Below are 16,190 nucleotides of genomic sequence, written 5' to 3'. Positions count from 1 at the left end.
AGGGGTGGCTGGTTACTGGACGGCTTGGGTGAGTTTTTCTTCGATTTCGTCGAGATCGAAGAAGTTGTCGATGATGATGACCTTTGCGGGAACCTGTCCGAGTTCACCGGCGAGCTCATCGGAGGTCAGGACGACCCGGGCTGTCTGCGCTGCGCCTTTGGCCACGCCGATGTCGGCGGCTTCGACCTCGGCGTCGATTCCGAGTTTTGCGAGTACTTTTTCGGCGTTCATCTTGAGCAGGATCGAGGTGCCAATGCCCATGCCGCATACTGCAACGATTTTCATGGTGGTGCCTTTCATAAGGATGGATCTGTAATAGGTGTTGGTGCAGGTCTCAGGAGGTGGCAGCGGCGGCTTCTGCGAGGATCGTTCGGACTTCGTCCTCCGTGACGGCTGCGTCCAGGCTTGCCCGTACTGCTTTGTCGGAAAGAACACCCGCCATGGCTTTCAGGACCTCGATGTGGGTGTGGTGGTCAATGGCTGCCAGCCCGATGACCAGAGTGACCGGATCATTTTTTGGATGCCCGAATTCGACCGGGCTGTCGAGGCTGACCCAACTGAGCCCGCTGTGAAGGACGGCGTCGGACGGGCGTGCATGGGCGAGGGCGATTCCGGGCGCGATTACGATGTAGGGCCCGTGCTCCTCGACCGCGGCAATCATCTGCTCCGTGTAGTCACCAGTCGTTGCACCTCCGGAGGCGAGTCCGTCTCCGGACAGTCGGATGGCGTCACGCCAGGTCGTTGCGGTTGCTTTCGTTGATATGGAGCAGAGGGAATCGGCGAGGTTGAGGGCCATGAAAGGACCTTTCTGTGTGTTTTGGGCATGCGTCATCGCGTGGACGGCATCCGGGCGCGTTGAAGGAGGTGTGGGGGCATGACCGGCTTAGCCGCCGCGGGGGAGTCGAAGCGGGTAGCCTGGAAGTCAAGTGTGGGCGGGAAAGCGGTTAGATGCCTTTTCCGCCGGAGTCCCGGACGACGAGCCGGGGGGTGAGGCGTACTTCCCGGGGTTTGAGCTCGGGTTCGCGGATCCGCTGGAACAGCATTTCGGCTGCGAGGGTTCCGAGTTCTTCAATGGGCTGGGCCATGACCGTCAGCCGGGGGTCGAACAGGTCAGCCCAGGGAAAGTCGTCATAGGCCACGAGTGCCACGTCATCCGGTACCCGGAGGCCCAGTTCACGAAGGGCCTTCATTGCACCGATGGTCATTTGGTTGTTGGCCGTGATTAACGCCGTTGGCGGTGATTCCAGTGCCATCAGTGCCTTGATCGCCTGTCCGGCGGGCTCCGCCTCGGAGTGGCCGTCCCGGATGAGTCCCTGGTCCAGTCCTATGCCGGCTCGTTGCAGTCCGAGGATGTAGCCCTCGAGCCGCTCGATGGTGGTGCGAAGGCCGGGCCGTCCGGAGATCATGGCGATCCGGCGGTGACCGCGTTCGGTCAGGTGCCGGACCAGCTCCGCGGTGGGTTCGGTATTTTCCACCCCAATGGCATCGACGGGCTGTGAGGGGTCAAGATGTTCCGGAACCCGGTCGATAAGAACGGTGGCAATTTTCCGGCGGGAGATCTGTCGCAGGGCCTCTTGTGGGTCAGCGGAGGGGGCGAGGATGATCCCTGCCGGACGCTGCGCGAGCAGATCCCTGACGGCGCGCAGTTCCCGCTGGGGGTCATCATGAGTGTCGGCCAGGACCAAGCTGTAGCCCAGCTCTGTCACGTGTTTTTCGATGGAGTGGACAACTTCACCGAAATACGGGTTGGACATAGCTGAGATGGCAAGGCAGATGGTGTGTGTCTTGCCGGTGCGCAGGGACTTGGCGATCCCGTCGTTGACGTACCCGGTGGCCTCGATGGCTGCGGTGACGGCCTTCTCGGTTTCCGGGGCGATGCGGCGGGTTTTGTTTACGACGTGGGAGACCGTGGTCTGTGAAACGCCTGCGACTTGTGCCACTTCGCTCATGGTTACCATGTGATCTCCTTCCGCCGTCCCTATTGTTCCATCCGCCGTCGGCTCCGGCTGCACCGTACCTGGCTGGGCCGTCATGTGAGCCGGACGATCAGGTCGGCCGAGCCCCTGGTGGTCCTTATGAAGTCAGCGTTGGGTTCGTCGGACCTGTGGACCCATTCCACGGCTTTGGACAAGGCCTTTCCGAAATGGACGTGCCGGTCGATGAGTCTGGTCAGTCTCAGCTCGTCCGGGGTTTCCAGGTACCAGACCTGGTCCAGTTCTGCCCGCACAGCCTGCCACCGTGGATCGGGAGCGAGAAGGTAGTTCCCTTCGGTGATGACCACGGGGTGGTCCCTGGGCACGGGGATGGACGCGGCGATGGGTTCTTCCAGTCCGCGCCGGTAGGCCGGTGCGTAGACCACATCTTCCTCGCGGGACTTGATCCGCTGCAGCAATGAGCGGTAACCGCCAACATCGAACGTGTCGATGGCCCCTTTGCGATCCAGTTTCGGGGAGTCCTTGATGACGTCGTGACCGAGGTGGAACCCGTCCATGGGGACTACCACGGCGCGGTCGCTGCCCAGCGCCTGTGCGAGCTGATCGGCAAAGGTGGATTTCCCAGCACCGGGCGCCCCGCACAGGCCAAGAATGATCCGTCCCCCGGGCGACAGTCCTGTCATGATCCGTTGCACCAGCTGGTCAACGTCGGCCTCCAGGGTTTCAGGGACCGGCTGCCGGTTACTCAGCTCCATGAATGTAGCTCCTTGTGGATTGGTGTCTGCGGCTGGCCGGGGCCCGGCCAGCCGCAGGGGGCATTAGAACGCGAATTCGTCCACGTTCGCGGGGGTCACGATCTTGGCCGGTCCGAGGATGACAGTCTTCTCATCGCCCACGGTGTAGGAGCCGAGCTTGCCGGCATCGAACTTTTCACCGGGTTTACCGGTCACGGTGCAGCTGGCGGCGGCCTTGGCGGCGTAGAACGACAGGTAGCCCAGGTCAGTGACGTTCCACCAGATGTCCTGGACGTTGCCGGTCTCGATCTGCTTCTTAATCAGGGACGCCGGTGCAAGGCCCGTGAGCTTGACCTTGCCCAGCGCACCGATCTCATCCAGCGCTGTGGCTGCCGCCGGCAGCGAGATGCCGGCCGGGACGATGATGCCTTTGAGGTTGGGGTGGGTGGTGACCAGTTCCTTGGCGCGGTTGGCGCTGACATCTGCCTTCTCTTCGCCGTAGACGACGTCGACGAGTTTCATGCCGCTGAACTTCGCCTCACTTCCAAGCCTCTTCTTGATGTCTTCGATCCAGGCGTTCTGGTTGACCGCTGTCTGGGTGGAGGACAGGATGGCGAATTCGCCCGTACCGCCCAGGAGGTCGCGCATGCTGTCCAGCATGCCGGTGCCCAGTTCATCCGTCTTGGCCTGGTTCACGAACAGGGACCTGGCGTCGGGGGCGACGTCGGAGTCGAAGGTGATGACCTTGATTCCTTGGGCCTGGGCTTTCTTCAGCTCCGCGGCGGCACCGTTGAGATCGCTGCCTGAGATGGCGATGACGTCAACTTTTTGGGAAATCAGCTGCTGGACAAAGGGGATCTGGGCCGCGCCTGTAGCCTCGCTGGGTGAGGTGTAGACGACCTTGTTCGAGCCGCCCAGTTCGGTGGCTGCCTTCTGCGCGCCGTCCCTGACCGTGGTCATGTACGGGTCATCGCCGAGCTTGGGAATGTAGCCGACGGTGATGTTGTCCTTCGGGGTGCAGGTGCCTGACCCGGAGGAGGCGTTGCCGCCAGAGGGTGTGCAAGCAGTCAACGCAAGGCTGGCGAGGCTCAGAACGGCGAGGCCCGACAGGGCAGCACGTGCAGGTGTACGCATGTGAATCTCCTATGATTTTGCGGGGTTGAGGCTGGTTTATTGGGTGGGTAGAACGGTAGCGGCCGGTTCTGGGGCCGGGTTGCCCAGTTGCTGGGCCCGTGTCCTGCGGCTGGCCAGCAAGGCCGAGGTGCGGTTTGCGATGTTCGCCATGAGCAGGGAAACGATGAGGACGAGTCCGACGACGGCTGCCTGGCCGTAGGCGCCGAAGTTCTGCAGCTGGAGCATGCTTCGGATGGCGATGACGACAACCAGTGCCCAGAGCACGCCAGTCATTTTTCCTTTGCCGCCCAGGAAGCTGACGCCGCCCAGGAACACGACGGTCACCACGTCCAGCTCGTAGCCGATGGCGCCGTCCGGTGCTGCCGAGGAGGTGATGCCGACGTGGATGATGCCGGCGAGGGCCGCGACAAGCCCGGAGGTGACGAACAGCTGGAAGATGATCCGGGATTTCCTGACGCCGGAGTACGACGCCGTGTCGGGGTTGCCGCCGATGGCGAAAACGCGCCGCCCGAACGGTGTCTTGTGCAGCACAATATAGAAGACCGGCGCCAGGAGCAGGAACGGGACAATGGCTGCCGGGATGTAGGTGCCGAGGACCGAGTCGTTGCCCAGCGAGATGATTTCCGGGGGCATGTTGCTGATGGGTGTGCCTCCGACGAGCACGTAGCACAGCCCGCGGAACAGGGCCAGGGTGCCCAGGGTGACCACCAGGGAGGGCAGGCGGAGCACAGCGACGAAGAAGCCGTTGAGGGCGCCGCAGGCGAGTCCTACTGCCAGTGCCACGGCTGCGGCGGCCATCGTGGATCCACCGGACTGGACGGTCAGGCCGAAGGCGATGCCTGCCAGGCCGGCGGTGCTGGCGACGGAGATGTCGATTTCGCGGGCGATGATAAGGAACACCAGCGGCAAAACCATCAGGGCTTTCGCGGCCATGCGGGCAACGGATGAGCCCAGATTATAACCGTCTGCGAACCCTGGGGTGGTGATGGCTGCAATGATGATCATGGCGATGGCGAAGGCCCCTAGGAGCCCTTCCCAGGACAGAAGCCGGGACTGGAGACGCTGCGGCCACCTGGCGGTGGTTGTTGTCGACATGGTCAGTGTCCTTTCGCCTTATTCCGGCGGCTGTGGAGTATGACGTCCACGGAGACCGCGGCAATAATGGCGGCTCCGTAGACTGCCTGGAGGTATTGATCGGGTACGCCGGCGATGGTCAGGACCTTCCTGATCGCCAGGAGCCCAACGGTGCCGATCAGGACACCGACGACGGTGCCCGACCCGCCCCTGAGGGCGACTCCGCCGACGACGACGCCGGCGATGACAGCGGTCTCGAGTCCGAAGGCGACCTGTCCGTCCACGAAGGGATAGTAGGACGCCCACATCGCACCGACGGCACCGGCGAGGAGTCCTGAGATGGTGAACGCAGTTAGGGTTCGGCGCTTGGCGGGGATGCCGATCAGTTCCGCGCCGGCGGGGTTGGACCCGGCGAAGTATGTTTCGCGGCCCTTGGCGGTCCACCAGAGAATGAATCCGGCCAGTGCGAAGATGAAGATGGCGCTTAGTTGCACGGGTGAGATGCCGAGGAAGGGCTCTTTGGTCATGGTGAGCCAGTCCGCCGGGACCTGTTCGGGTTTGACCCGGTCTCCTGAGGAGATGATGCTCAGCACGCCCCGGTACAGCGCAAGTGTTCCCAGGGTCACGACGATGGAGGGAACTCCGCCGTAGGCGATGACTGACCCGTTGATGAGACCGCAGAGCAGCCCGACCGCGAGGGCGACACCGATGCCCAGAATGAGAGGAGCGTCCGGTGCCGTCCTCATGGTTGCGGCGGAGGCGTAGGCAGCAAGGCCCAGGGTGGAGGCGACGGAAAGGTCGATGTTCCGGGTCAGGATTACCAGCATTTGGCCGATCCCGACGATGCCGAGCATGGCCGAGTAGTCGGCCAAGTCGTGCAGGTTATCGCCCGAGTAAAAGTTGGTGTTGAGCAGGCTCAATGGGGCGACTACGGCGGCCAGCGCCAGAAGCAGTCCAAGTTCCCGGCGTCCCAGCGCCTGCCGGATCCAGGAGAGGGTGCGGCCCCTCGTCGCAACCCCGGGCTGTTGCCGGGGTGGCCGGAACTGCTGCGGTTCCGCGGCGGAGGTGGGTTCTTCTGCGGGTTTCGGGGTGCTTCGTGAGGGAGCGTGCAGACCGGTGGCTGCGAGGCCGATGTCGTACTGGTTGGCGTGTTCGCGGTCGAACTCCGCGACGAGGTCGCCGTGTTTCATGACGTAGATGCGGTCGCACGCGCCAAGAAGTTCGGGCATGTCCGAAGAAATCAGCAAGATGGCGATCCCCTGTGCTGAGAGTTCACGGATGATCCGGTGGACTTCGGCTTTGGCCTGCACGTCGATGCCCTGCGTCGGTTCATCCAGGATCAGCAGTTTCGGCTGAGTCGCAAGCCATTTGGCGAGGACCACCTTCTGCTGATTGCCCCCCGAAAGATTGCCGATTGGCTGGCCGTAGCCCGCGAATTTCAATTTCATCCGCTCGAGCGGGCCCTGCACCATGGCGAGTTCGGCTTTGGTACTGATCAGGCCCCACCGCGTGGCCTTGCCGACAACGGGCAGCGTCGCGTTGTCCAGGATGGTGAAGTCTTCAACGATACTTTGGCCGCGGCGGTCCTCCGAGACGTAGGCGATTCCTTCGGAGATTGCGTGCGCCGCGGACTTGATGGTCCGCTCGTCGCCGTTGAGCAGGATCTTCCCGGATGTCGGTCGTTCCATCCCGAATACTGCGCGGGCCACTTCGGTGCGGCCGCTGCCGATCAGCCCGGCCATTCCCACGACTTCTCCCGCGCGCACGTTCAGATCAATGTTCCTGAACTTTCCATCGGAGGTGAGTCCCTGAAGTTCCAGGACGGTGTCTCCCAGGACTGCCGCTGACCGTTCATACAGGTCGCCCAAGGCGCGGCCGACCATGAGTTTCACGATTTCTTCTTCGGTAACGTCCGATGTCCGGCGGGTATCAACGAAGGCACCGTCGCGAAGCACCGTCAGACGTTCCGAAATCCTGAAGATCTCCTCCAGTCTGTGACCGACGAACATCATCGCCACGCCCTGCTCCTTGAGGCGGTCAATCACCTCGAACAGGCGGTCCACCTCGGCTGTGGTCAGAGCGGCGGTCGGCTCATCCAGGATCAGGACCTTCGCCTCTGAGACCAGGGCCCTGGCGATTTCCACGAGCTGCTGCTCGGAGATGCGCAGGGATCCCACGGGCATCGTGACGGGCCGGTCGAGCCCGAGCTGGGCAAGGACCCTTTGAGCCTCTGCCTTCATCCTCGTGTGATCCAGCAATCCGGCACGGGAACGAAGCGGCTGCCCGGCAAAGACGTTCTCCGCGATGGACAGATCCGCGAAGAGCCCGGGGTGCTGATGGACCACCGCCACACCGTGCTTATGCGCCTCCAGCGCGGTCGCAAAATGAACTTTTTCGCCTCCGACGCGGACGGTTCCGCCATCGGGCTGATATACCCCACCCAGCATCTTCACGCATGTACTCTTTCCCGCCCCGTTTTCCCCTACGAGGGCAAGAACCTCCCCGGGGAACAACTGGAAAGACACATCCGCGACGGCGACAGTGTGACCAAAGAATTTCGAAACGCCTGCGAGCTCGGCAGCCGCCACTTGGCTATAGGCCGCAGGCTCGCGCTCCCCGTCGACACCGGGGGCGGCAGGGGTTGTCCGTGTTACATCCACGATGATGTCCTCCAAGAAATTTTCACGGCCGGGCAATTCGATCGGCATTCGTATGCGCATTCGTATGCGCGGTGAAGCAATCGTATGCGCATGTGAAGTGGATTACAAGGCTGAGTGCAATATGGCCCACTGCGAGGTCGGACCGAAGTTCCCCTCTTCTTTCAACATTGGTAGCAGCAGCGGCCGCAGAGCACGAGGGAAAGTACTGAGTGGCTCGTGGACATCGCCGCCACGCAGCCCCGCATCATCGTTCTTGAAGTCGCCAGCTTGACGACACTGGGCGGGGCGAGAGAGGCGCCGGCATCACCCTGCCAAAGTCACAGGCCGGGATTCAGGGTTTCCTGGCACGGCAGGCAGACCGCAACGAGATGCCCGACTTCCGCATCAAAGAGCGTTCGGATCCAATGCCGACGATGGACCATCCGTCAAGCTGCGCAACGTGAAAAGAAGCGTTTCAAGGCAGTCGTTGCCCGTTCGCAGCTTTGTTGGCAAAAATCTCAGTGGACTTGGCAACCTGTGGATCAGGTCTCCTGTCTCACCTAACTTGGCAACGTGTGGCCCGAAAATCTCTGCTGTTGAGCGCAACGGATCTCGTGGAATCTGTCTCACTCAATCTGGCAAAGCCGTAGGTCGGCGTTGTCAAGTTAACTGAGACGGGACCGTCGTGTCCGATCTGATCTTGTTGGCACAAATCTCAACACCAATGCTGTCCATGACCAGCAGGGGAGTGGGAAGCCGGAAAGCCGGCTACAGCCGAGTCTGGGCAGAGCGACGTCACCGTCACGCTGCCGCAGCCATGACGGGCAGGGCGCGTCCTGTGAAAGCGGCGGTCGGTGACAACAAGCCGGTTTTCGCGTATGTCGCAAAAATGCTGCCCAGACTCAGACGGCCGCAGTCGACTCTGCGGCGCACAACCGCCCGCGGGATTGGCCCCGGCGATCCGGTACCGAGCGGGCGAAACGATGAGGCTGGCGGGACTAAATTCGCCGGAGTCCGTCCCTGCCGTGGTGTCCGCCTCCACGAGGCCGAAAAGGCCGGTGACCTGCGTAAAGGCCCGCCGGCCGCCGCGGTCGCAGAAATCATCGTCGGGTCTCTCGGGCACGGCCTCTTCGCGCATGAAGAATCAACAGCAGATTTCCTCGAGGGACTCCCCGGCGACCGTCTTCGACGGCATCGGCGCCAAGGTCACCTGGCCCGGGCGGCGGGCCCTGCAGCCGGTCATGTCCTCTCGATCCTCCGGGAAGGCCCCAGGCAAGAGCAATCCGTCGACTGTAGAACTGCCGAACCAGTTCGTTCGCCAGCTGTGACGTGCAAGAGTCACCGTGATCCAGGTGACCGCGAAAGGACCGGCGCTCCAAACGGGGCGCCGGTCCTCATGGTCTTTCGGCCGGTACGTGGCTGCCGTTGCATCCCGACCGTGCGGGGCTAGAGTGCTCGGGTTTCGATGACGGACGGATCGTCGATGCCGGGCGCGAGGGCCTGTTGGCGGCGTTTGCGCATCGACGGGGCAATGAGTGAGCCAATGATCGCGAGGACGGCGACGGCGGCGCAGGCCCAGAACCCGATAGTAAAGGCGTCATTCATCGGCAAACCTTGGGGTGTGCTGTGCGATGAGATCAGTGCGGCGATGACGGCGGTGCCGATGCTGCTTCCTATGGTGCGGGCGATGGTGTTGGCGCTGATCGCCTCGCTGGTTTGCGTTGCAGGGACGCTTTCGATGATGGCGTTTGCCGTTGCGGCGAGGGCCAGGCCGATGCCCGCACCGGTCAACAGTCCGGAAAGTACGATCTGCCAGATCTCGCCGTGGGCGATCGCGGGGAGGATGAAGGCCGCTGTGACGGAGAGCGCGCCAATGAGCATGGGCGGCTTGGGTCCGACTTTGCGGATCATGATGCCGGCCACCGGGCCCAGGACGACCATCATGAGTACGGTGGGCAGCAGGTAGAGGCCTGCTTCGGAGACGGTTTTGCCGAATCCGTAGCCGACGGCGGTCGGCAGTTGGAGGAGGGTCGGGACCAGGACGAAGGTGCCGAACATGGCGAAGCCGAAGACGAGGGCGACGACGTGCGCGGTCCATACTTCGCGAAACTTGAACAGTCGCATGTCGATGAGCGGCTCCTTCACGCGGAGCTCTGCAAGAACAAAGGCTACAAGCGAGGCAGTGCCGAGGATGAGCAGGCTAACGGTCTTGAATGAGCCCCAGCCCCAGTTTTGCCCCTCGCTGATGGCCAGAAGGAGCGACACGAGCGACACGGTCAGGACCGCGGTGCCGAGCAGGTCCAGGCGGCCCGGCTTCCGGATGGGGGACTCGGGCATGCCGAAGATGGTGCCGAGGAGTGCAACCACGATGAGCACAAGCGGCAGCCAGAAAAGCCAGTGCCAGTCCAGGTTCTCGACGATGGGCCCGGCTGCCAGAATGCCGACGCCGGCGCCGATGCCAAAGATCGCGGACAACAGTCCGATGGTCACGCTGACCTTCCCGCCGGGAAGCTCGTCACGAACGATGCCAATCGACAGCGGCATGACCGCGCCCGCCGCACCCTGCAGGGCGCGGGCAACGATCAGAACCCCCAAGTTCGGAGCGAGGGCCGCCAGCAGCGTGCCGACGAGCAGAAGGGAGAGCACGACGATGAGGATCCGGCGCTTGCCCACCATATCTCCAAGGCGCGCAAAGATCGGCGTCAGCACCGAAGCGGACAGCAGGTAGGCCGTGAGGATCCAGCTGACATCCCCGGTGGCGGCGCCAAGGTCGTGCCCGATCGTAGAGAGTGCCGGGGCCACCAGTGACTGGAGAACCGCGAAGGACAGGCCGCCCAGCGCCAGATAAAAGGTGATGAGCGCGCTGTTGGGGCGATGCGCCGCAGCCTGGGGTATCGGACCCGTCGCGGGTTTCTCAATCGTGTGTGACATGACTCTCCGAACGTTGTAAACAAATGATGACTTATTCAATCGTAGGGAAAGTTCACGATAAGTCAATGCGCGTTTACATGGCCATGGGGCGGCGTGTATCGTGATGTCGGAACGAAAGGGAGCCCATGACCATCGCAACGCCGGTCGCTGACGACCGACGCAAACCTGGCGAACCTGGCGAACCCGGCGCCGTGAGATCCCGCGACGCCGGCAACACGCGGCAGCAGTTGCTTCAAGCGGCACGCCGCCGCTTTGCTTTCGACGGTTACAGCGCCACCACAGTGCGGGACATAGCCACCGATGTCGGTGTCAACGTTGCGCTTATTAATCGGTACTTCACATCCAAAGAGGGACTCTTCGAGGCCTGTTTGGCGAGTGCCGGCGAGCATCTCAGTGCTCCCGAGGCCACGGAGGTGACCGTGGATGAGATTCTGAAGAACATGATCAGCCATGTGGCAGGCTCGCCAACGAGAGACAACCCGTTGCAGCTGCAACTGTTGTTGATGCTGCGTTCGTCCGGGGATGAGCGGGCCGACTCCATCCGCCGCAACCTGATCCGATCCTTCGCCGAGCGGATGGCCGCAGCTGCCGGCTGGCAACCCGCAGACGCAGACGGTGAACGCTTCGTGCTGCGCGCCCAGATTGCACTGGCTACCGCAGTCGGCATCGTCCTGCTGCGATCCTCGACGGGCGTGGAACCCCTGACGTCGGCTTCCGAGGAGGAACTCAGCGGCCCCGTGGGCGAAGTCCTCGGCCTTTTGTTGTCGCCGTCGGGCGACAGCCGCCGTTAGCTCAATGTGCCTCGCGATAATCGGTACGGGGCAGTGTCACCGACGGCGTTTGACTGATCATGAACCGGACTCCGGAGCCTTGCGCTGGGTTCGTTGGCGTGGGGGTCCCGGGCGGGAGTGACAACCAAGCGGCTGCGGGTCATCGCCGGTGTCGCCGCTGCGGCCAACTTCCGTCGCCAGGTCCCCATCGGAGGCCCGGCCGGCAAGCGCTCCACATGCCTCGATGACGACAGATGGACCAGCCTCTGGAATCTTTTTCCCAGGCCGGGTCGCGGCGGGGCGGATCACCGCGGCCGCGTTCCCGACCGCATGGTCGCACCCGTCCGGGTGCGGTCGTAGGCCGCGGTCGCCAACCTGGCAGTCGGATGCCCAATCCTTGGCGCGCGCCGAGACGCTTGCCCCCACCGACTCAGTCGCCGCGGCAGCCGGCAGTTGAACTTGGCGCGCGGCATCGTCGCCAGGATGTGGCTGCCCTGGGACCGCAAACCCGGGACTATGCCGCCCGCCGGTAGCCCCCGGGGGATGTCCCGAGGCGGGACCGGGCGCGTCACCGTGCCACGGGCAGCGCCTTGACCCGAGCGTTCAAGATATTCCGGATCGCAGACCGCGCCCTGGTGCTGCCCGGCGTCCAACACTTGGGTCGACCGGTCAACACCGACGGAAGCCTCCTCCAGCCCTAAGTTTACGGAAGGAGGCCTCCGCCCCAGGTCAGCCGGCAGCAACCAGTGCGTCCTTGGTTGAGTGCGTGACCCAAAGCGCGCGGCAGCCGTCGATGAGCAGCGGATTGAAGGCGGTGGAAACCCGGGTGACCACGGTGGTCGATACCTCGGATCTTCTCCTTGGGGATTGCAGCGGTGTGGTGTCAGGCAGCCGATGCGGCGCGTTCGCGTTTGGCGGCGTCGTGCAGCTTTCGGGCGTGCTGTATGAGCTTGACACCATCGGGGCCCCACATGAGGCGCATCCAGTAGCGCTGCGCGAAGCTGCGCTGGAAGATCCAGACGAGCGGCAGTGCCATCTTCCGGGCGCGGCGGGCAGCGCGACTCTGTTTGGGCGTCAGACCCATGGACTGGTGCACATGGTCGGGAAAGCATCCGGTGACGGCTTTGCCGAACAGGCCGAACAGCACGCCCATCGGCATCAACACGCGCACCTGCGAGCGGTGGAAGTTCTTCTTGAAATTGCGCATGAGGAACGCCTGGTAGTCCTCCCCGCTCTCGACCATTGTGTGCATGGTCGCGCTGTGTCGGAAGAGATCGGCGTACTTTTCGTGCAGCGCATCCAGCTGGGACTGTGAGGTGGGTGGCTCGTCCGCATGCGGGAAGAGACGCACATAGGCTGCGAACTCTGCGATGTACGCGTCCCGCTGGGCAGGCGACACCGCGTGAGGGCGCTTGCCGTCGCGGAATGCCAGGCCTTCGTAGAGCCAGAGCATCGACTCCATCTCGGTGAGCGCCGCCCACATGGCGTCGCGGGGGCCGTTGGCCGCGTATCCGCCCAGTTCGGGTTCGCCGACATCGATGATGTCACTGACGACCTTGCCGTGGATAGCGATCAGGTGCTTCGCGATTCGCTCGGCACTGGGCGTGTCAGCGAGCCACATCGGGGCGTGAATGCCGGAGTTGCGCTGGGCGCGGTCGAACGCGTCCATGATTGTCAGGGTATCCTGCAGCCCCTTGCGGGTCATCGGATCCTTGTCGCGGACGCCCGCATCGACGGGTTTGTAGGTGGTCTGGACCTGCCCCTGCGCGACCGTCTCGAGGAAGATCGTCACTGGATGCAGGATGATATCCCAGGCCAGCGATCCGGGTCCGAACAGACCGTAGTCGACGGCCCCGTCCGCACGGCGGCTCTCGCCCGCAGGTGTGGGCACGCCAAATCGTCGCCAGCGCTGCTCGGAGCCGAACAGCCGTTCTTTGGTGACCACCACGTCGGCAGCCTTCGTATCTTGGATGACAGTCATTGCAGGATTTCCTCTGTTGGCATTTGAAGGTAACGCGGCTCAGGAGCCGATGAGCATTTTCGCCTTCTTGGCCGTGAACGGCGGGTAGGCGAATCGGGTTAGGTCTGGACCGGGAAGTTTGCGGAGTATGGCGCGTTCGTGGCTGAACGTTTGGAGGCTGTGTTCGCCGTGGTAGGCGCCCATACCGCTGCCGCCCACGCCGCCGAACGGCAGTGTGGGCACGCCCAGGTGCACCATGACGCCGCCGAACATCAGCCCGCCCGACGAAGTGCGGGCCGTGATCTTCTCCCGCGCCTCGCGGCTGGTCGTGAATGCGTAGAGGGCGAGCGGCTTGTCATTCGATCGGATCACCGCGATCGCCTCGTCCAGGCCTGCAACTGTGACGATTGGCAGGATTGGGCCAAAGATCTCCTGTTGCATCGCCGGCGAGTCAAGGGACACGTCGGTGAGCACCGTGGGTTCGACATAGCGCTGGGAGACGTCGACCTGGCCTCCGGCGACGACGGTGCCCGAGTCGATCAGCTTCGCAAGACGTTCCGTGTGGCGGGAATTGATGATCCGTCCGAAGTCCGGCGAAGTGCGGGGGTCGGTGCCGTACATAGCGGTGATGCGGGCCGCGATCGCCGCAGCGAGTCTGGGCGCGACATCGGCGGTCGTCAGCACGTAGTCCGGGGCGACGCAGGTCTGCCCCGCGTTGGAGAACTTGCCCCACGCGATGGATGCCGCTGCCGCGTCGATGTCTACGGTGCTGTCGACCCACACGGGCGATTTGCCACCGAGTTCCAGAGTCACCGGGGTCAGCGTCTTCGCCGCGGCCTGCATGACGAGTGACCCGACTGCGCCGTTCCCGGTGTAGAAGATGTGATCGAAGCGCTCGGCCAGGAGATCCGTCGTCTCGGCGACGCCGCCCTCGACGACCTGGAAGGCCTCCGGATCGAGGTACTGCGGCACGAGCCGGGCAACGAGCTCCGAGCAGTGCGGGGCCAGCTCGCTCGGCTTTAGTACTACCGAGTTTCCCGCTGCGACGGCCCCGATGAACGGCATGAACAGCAAGTGAAGCGGATAGTTCCAAGGCCCGATGATCAGCACCGTTCCGAGCGGTTCCCGGTGGATAGTGGCGCGACTGGGTCCGATGCGGGTGAGCGAGCCGCCCACCGGCCGGTCGCGGGTCCAGCGCCGCAGGTTCCTGATCGCGGATTTCGCTTCGGCAACGATCGCTCCTACCTCGCTCAGGTGAGCCTCCACCGGCGCCTTGCCGAGATCGGCGGCCACCGCGACGTGAATCTCGTCCGCCGACTCCGACAGCATCCGCATCAGCGCCCGGAGCTGCGCGCGGCGCCAAGACAACGGCTGCGTCCGCCCCGAGTCGAAAGCGCGCCGTGCCGTCGCCACGGTGCGCGCGATGACGGTCGAGTCTGTGCGCGGGATCTCGGAAGCGGCGGTTGCGGACGTGGTCATCGCCGAACTCCTTTGTCGTCGGGTATTCCCCATGGGGAATAAGATTGTTGATAGGCTACCCTCGAGAAGTCGGGGCGTCAAGCACGGCCTTGTGAATCGAGGGGAGGTCCCAATGGAGTCAGCAGGTTCGGCACGGAGGGACGCATCAGGCGGGCGCAGGCAGGGCGAGCGCGCCGGGCTCGATGTGGATCGGATCGTCGAAGCGGCGAGTGCACTGGACCCCTCGGAAATCACCATGCGCCGTGTCGCCGCGCGTTTGGGAGTTGACCACAAGGCGCTTAACCACCATGTGGCCGATCGCGAGACGCTGATGGGGCTGCTCGCTTGGCGCGCCTTCGCGGCACACTTCGATGCCGATGCGCCGGCATCTGCCGACTGGAAGTCCGCCTGCGTGGACTACGCCGAAGCCGTCGTCGATGCCGCGGTCGCCGTCGGGCCACTGATTGATCATCTGAGTCTGCGCGGGGCACCGCTGACCGGCTTCGTTCTGCGGACGGAGCACTTCGTCGGCACGCTGGTCGCCGCCGGCTTCACCGACGAGCAGGCACTCCGCGCCACCGTCATCCTCACCAACCTGTGCATCGCGCATGCGAGGGACGTGGTCACGGCACGGACACTCGCCACCCATCCCCGCAGCGATGTCGTCCGCGCGGCCTTCGCTCAATCCGCTGACTCGTCTCCGGACGAAGATTTCCCAAACCTCACGAGAATCCTGGACGCCCAGATCGACACCTATAGCCACGGGCAGTTCACGTTCGCCCTGGCCGTGATCGTGAATGGACTCGCCTTGATCGCGGGCGTTCCGAACTGAGGGGCCTCCGTCACAGGGCCAGGCTCGAACGCCCGGCGGCGATTTACGGCGATCGGTGTCGTGAGCGTCGCTCACACCCCGGCCCCGCAGCAGGCGATCAGAGAGCGCCGGTTCCACGCAGCCGCCCGGCATAGAGGGCGCCCCCGGCGCGGAGGACGTCGCTTTCGGCCGTGACGGCGGCCGCCGAGGCGATAGTGTCCATGCTGATCCAATTTTCCGGTTTAGGTGAACAGCGATGGAGTGGCTTGATCCGTCAGCGCCGGTGGCGGGCAGCTCCTGGCAGTTGTTCCCATGCCTTGGCGACCCTGCGGAGTGGCTCTGAGATTGCCGGCGGTCGAAAAACTGTTGGCCATGGACGCCGGCCCCAAGAATGCGTGAAGTGTTGCAACAGCCGGCCACTCTACCGGGGGCATCTACTGCTACTGGAAGACCATCCGCGCAGCGGAAGAATCGCGCGATCAGGTAGCGCTGCTTCGAGGGCGCCTACCACCGCTCCAAGGTCTGCATGAACGCCAGCCTCGAGAGCGCCGGATTCCCTCTCGGCTTCGGCGCGGGCAAAGTGTTCACCACTGAAGCCTTCGGCGCCGAAACTCATGACACCTTTCACCGACGGGATCTGCCCGTACTCCGCAGCGGACACAACCCGGGAACTCACCTTGACAGCCATTGCCGACGGCTGCGAGCCGGTGAGCATCACCCTTGGTGTCCTCACAAACGCCAACGG

Annotated in this window: 13 protein-coding genes; 3 read left to right on the top strand and 10 right to left on the bottom strand. The window is 63.8% G+C overall.

Annotated elements, in window-relative coordinates; translation table 11 throughout:
- Positions 1–12 precede the first annotated feature (12 nt).
- The 7 genes from ACFRAU_RS07905 to ACFRAU_RS07875 all read right to left on the bottom strand — a co-directional run bounded on the left by ACFRAU_RS07905 (position 13) and on the right by ACFRAU_RS07875 (position 7,584).
- Positions 13–285: a PTS sugar transporter subunit IIB gene (locus tag ACFRAU_RS07905; protein ID WP_377995789.1), complete on the bottom strand. Its 273-nt coding sequence runs from the start codon at positions 283–285 to the stop codon at positions 13–15.
- Between the two features lie 49 nt (positions 286–334).
- Positions 335–796 carry a PTS sugar transporter subunit IIA gene (locus ACFRAU_RS07900; RefSeq protein WP_377995788.1) on the bottom strand — a complete coding sequence of 154 codons (462 nt, stop codon included), beginning with the start codon at positions 794–796 and terminating at the stop codon, positions 335–337.
- Positions 797–944: 148 nt separating this feature from the next.
- Positions 945–1,958, bottom strand: coding sequence for a LacI family DNA-binding transcriptional regulator (locus tag ACFRAU_RS07895; protein WP_377995787.1), 1,014 nt, complete (start codon positions 1,956–1,958; stop codon positions 945–947).
- Between the two features lie 71 nt (positions 1,959–2,029).
- The gene (locus ACFRAU_RS07890) at positions 2,030–2,689 is read right to left on the bottom strand and encodes a nucleoside/nucleotide kinase family protein (RefSeq protein WP_377999454.1); all 660 of its coding nucleotides are present in this window, start codon (positions 2,687–2,689) and stop codon (positions 2,030–2,032) included.
- A 63-nt stretch (positions 2,690–2,752) separates the two neighbouring features.
- A complete protein-coding gene (locus tag ACFRAU_RS07885) occupies positions 2,753–3,802 on the bottom strand; it encodes a rhamnose ABC transporter substrate-binding protein (protein ID WP_377995785.1) in 1,050 nt (349 codons plus the stop codon).
- A gap of 36 nt (positions 3,803–3,838) precedes the next feature.
- Positions 3,839–4,897 (bottom strand): ABC transporter permease, encoded by a 1,059-nt coding sequence (locus ACFRAU_RS07880; protein ID WP_377999453.1) that lies wholly within the window; start codon positions 4,895–4,897, stop codon positions 3,839–3,841.
- Positions 4,898–4,899: 2 nt separating this feature from the next.
- Complete coding sequence (locus ACFRAU_RS07875) at positions 4,900–7,584, bottom strand: ATP-binding cassette domain-containing protein (protein WP_377999452.1); 2,685 nt, start codon at positions 7,582–7,584, stop codon at positions 4,900–4,902.
- Positions 7,585–8,651: 1,067 nt separating this feature from the next.
- Between ACFRAU_RS07875 and ACFRAU_RS07870 the strand changes: the two genes are divergently transcribed.
- Positions 8,652–8,843 carry a hypothetical protein gene (locus ACFRAU_RS07870; RefSeq protein ID WP_377999451.1) on the top strand — a complete coding sequence of 64 codons (192 nt, stop codon included), beginning with the start codon at positions 8,652–8,654 and terminating at the stop codon, positions 8,841–8,843.
- 118 nt (positions 8,844–8,961) lie between these two features.
- On the opposite strand, the gene ACFRAU_RS07865 is transcribed toward ACFRAU_RS07870, so the two are convergent.
- Positions 8,962–10,446 carry an MFS transporter gene (locus ACFRAU_RS07865; protein ID WP_377999450.1) on the bottom strand — a complete coding sequence of 495 codons (1,485 nt, stop codon included), beginning with the start codon at positions 10,444–10,446 and terminating at the stop codon, positions 8,962–8,964.
- Between the two features lie 125 nt (positions 10,447–10,571).
- On the opposite strand from ACFRAU_RS07865, the gene ACFRAU_RS07860 reads away from it, so the two are divergent.
- A complete protein-coding gene (locus ACFRAU_RS07860) occupies positions 10,572–11,237 on the top strand; it encodes a TetR/AcrR family transcriptional regulator (protein WP_377999449.1) in 666 nt (221 codons plus the stop codon).
- An 862-nt stretch (positions 11,238–12,099) separates the two neighbouring features.
- Here ACFRAU_RS07860 and ACFRAU_RS07855 read toward each other — a convergent pair.
- Both ACFRAU_RS07855 and ACFRAU_RS07850 read right to left on the bottom strand, forming a co-directional pair.
- Entirely contained in the window at positions 12,100–13,197 is a 1,098-nt protein-coding gene (locus ACFRAU_RS07855) for an oxygenase MpaB family protein (RefSeq protein ID WP_377999448.1), read from the bottom strand.
- 39 nt (positions 13,198–13,236) lie between these two features.
- Positions 13,237–14,655 carry an aldehyde dehydrogenase family protein gene (locus tag ACFRAU_RS07850; protein ID WP_377999447.1) on the bottom strand — a complete coding sequence of 473 codons (1,419 nt, stop codon included), beginning with the start codon at positions 14,653–14,655 and terminating at the stop codon, positions 13,237–13,239.
- A 112-nt stretch (positions 14,656–14,767) separates the two neighbouring features.
- On the opposite strand from ACFRAU_RS07850, the gene ACFRAU_RS07845 reads away from it, so the two are divergent.
- Positions 14,768–15,466, top strand: a complete 699-nt coding sequence (locus ACFRAU_RS07845) for a TetR/AcrR family transcriptional regulator C-terminal domain-containing protein (RefSeq protein WP_377995777.1) — start codon at positions 14,768–14,770, stop codon at positions 15,464–15,466.
- Positions 15,467–16,190: the final 724 nt, after the last annotated feature.

This window comes from Arthrobacter sp. NPDC056691 (assembly GCF_042791415.1).
Taxonomy (GTDB): Bacteria; Actinomycetota; Actinomycetes; order Actinomycetales; family Micrococcaceae; genus Arthrobacter.
Note: the sequence above shows the minus strand (reverse complement) of the source record. Positions and strands in the feature narration are given on the sequence as shown.